3 protein-coding genes are annotated in these 2,058 nt (G+C 70.8%); all 3 read left to right on the top strand.

What is annotated here, in order from left to right; genetic code table 11:
- The coding region (locus FV222_RS24245) for a glycosyltransferase family 2 protein (protein WP_147815843.1) at window positions 1-962 on the top strand (962 nt) is incomplete at its 5' end.
- 46 nt (window positions 963-1,008) lie between these two features.
- On the top strand, window positions 1,009-1,794 hold the full coding sequence (locus FV222_RS24250; RefSeq protein WP_147751095.1) for a glycosyltransferase family 2 protein: 786 nt from the start codon (window positions 1,009-1,011) through the stop codon (window positions 1,792-1,794).
- Window positions 1,791-2,058: hypothetical protein (locus FV222_RS24255; RefSeq protein WP_210248509.1), on the top strand; the 268-nt coding region annotated here is incomplete at its 3' end. The genes FV222_RS24250 and FV222_RS24255, both read left to right, overlap by 4 nt.

The raw sequence follows: 2,058 nt of genomic DNA on the forward strand, positions 1-2,058 counted from the left end.
CCATGACGGCGCCCCTCGCCCAAGGCCCGGCCGAGATCGACGTCGTGATCGTCAACTGGAACGGCGGCGCCCTGGTGCGCGCCTGCCTCGCGAGCCTGGCTGCCGCCGGCGAAGACCCCGCAAAGGCGGTGGTCGTCGTCGACAACGGCTCCGTCGACGGCTCCGCCGACGGGCTGGAGCGGCCGGACCTTCGGCTCACCGTGCTGCGCAACCCCGACAACGCCGGGTTCGGCCGCGCCTGCAACCAGGGTGCCGCGCTCGGCCGGGCGCCGGCGATCCTGTTCCTGAACCCCGACACCGAGGTCGGGCCGGACGCCCTGCGGCTGGCGCTGGCCGCGCTTGCGCAAGACCCGACCGTCGGCGTCGTCGGCGCGCAGCTGATCGACGGCGCGGGCCAAGTGCAGCGGATGTGTGCGCGGCGCCCGAGCGCGAAAAGCTTGATCGGACAGGAACTCCACCTCGACCGGCTGCTGCCGGGGCGGGTACCGACGCACTTCATGACGGAGTGGGACCACGCCGCGTCAGGGCCGGTCGATCAGGTGATGGGCGCGTTCCTGATGATCCGGCGCTCGCTGTTCGAACGGCTCGGCGGCTTCGACGAGCGCTTCCACGTCTATTACGAGGACGTCGACCTCTGCGCCCGCGTCTGGGATGCGGGCTTCACGGTCCGCCACCTCGCCGAGGTGACGGTCCGGCACGACGGGCAGGGGACGACCCGGCAAGTGAAGGCGCGGCGCCTGTTCTATATCCAGCGCAGCCGCATCCTCTACGCGGCCAAGCACCATGGCTTTGCGACGGCGCTGACGCTCGCGGGGTCGACCTTCGCGTTCCAGCTTCCGCTACGGCTCGGGTTGGCGCTGCTGCGGCGCTCGCCGCGGGAGGCGGGGCAGGTCGTCCACGCCGCCCTGCTGCTCGCCGGCGCGATGCCGGGCCTCCTCGTGCGGCTTCGCCGCGCGCCCTGAATTCGAAGACGGCCCACGCCGCGCGCGCCGATCGCAGAAGGATCTCATGCTTCACGGACAGAAGATCGCCGTCGTCCTCCCGGCCTACAACGCCGAGGCGACCCTGCGGCGGACGTTCGACGACATCCCCAAGGACATCGTCGACGACATCATCCTGATCGACGACGCGAGCCGCGACCGGACGGCGGCGCTCGCCGAAAGCCTCGGCATCCACACCATCCGGCACGAACGCAACCGCGGCTACGGCGGCAACCAGAAGACCTGCTACCGGGCGGCGCTGGCGCGGGGCGCCGACATCGTCGTCATGCTCCACCCGGACTACCAGTACGCGCCGCGCCTCGTCACCGCGATGGCCTCGATGATCGTGTCGGGCGAGTACGATGCCGTCCTCGCCTCGCGCATCCTCGGCAAGGGCGCGCTGGCAGGCGGGATGCCGCGCTACAAGTACGTGGCGAACCGCGTGCTGACGCTGCTGCAGAACATTCTGATGGGCCAAAAGCTGTCGGAATATCATTCGGGCTATCGCGCCTGGAGCCGCCAGGTGATCGAGACGATCCCCCTCGACCGCTGCTCGGACGACTTCGTGTTCGACAACCAGATGCTCGCCCTGGCGATGCACGCCGACCACCGCATCGGCGAAATCTCGTGCCCGACGCGGTACTTTGCCGAAGCCTCGTCGATCAACTTCCGGCGCAGCGTCGTCTACGGATTCGGCGTGCTGGGCACCGCCTTCGCTTACCGTTTGCACCGCCTCGGATTGCGGCAGGACCCGCTCTTCGCGCCCGCCGAGGGGACGCGCGTGCGACCGGTGGCCGAGACGCCGCGGCGATGAGAGTCCCGGACGGCCTGATAGGCGCCGCCGACCTGCGTCTCTGGCTCGGCGCGTTCCTGCTCCTGGCGATGCCGCTCTGCCTCGTGCTCGCGCTCGCCGTCCCCCTCGGCGAGGTCGCGGACGAACCGTCTCACCTCATGCGCGCGGCGAGCCTCGCCCAAGGCCAGCTCGTCGGGCATCGCGAGACGATCACCCGGCCCGACGGGCGGGCGGCAATCGCGGCGGGCGTGCGCGTCGACCCGGTCTGGGAGGCGCTCGCCCGCA

The sequence above is a fragment of the Methylobacterium sp. WL103 genome, from assembly GCF_008039885.1.
In the GTDB taxonomy this organism is placed as follows: domain Bacteria; phylum Pseudomonadota; class Alphaproteobacteria; order Rhizobiales; family Beijerinckiaceae; genus Methylobacterium; species Methylobacterium cerastii.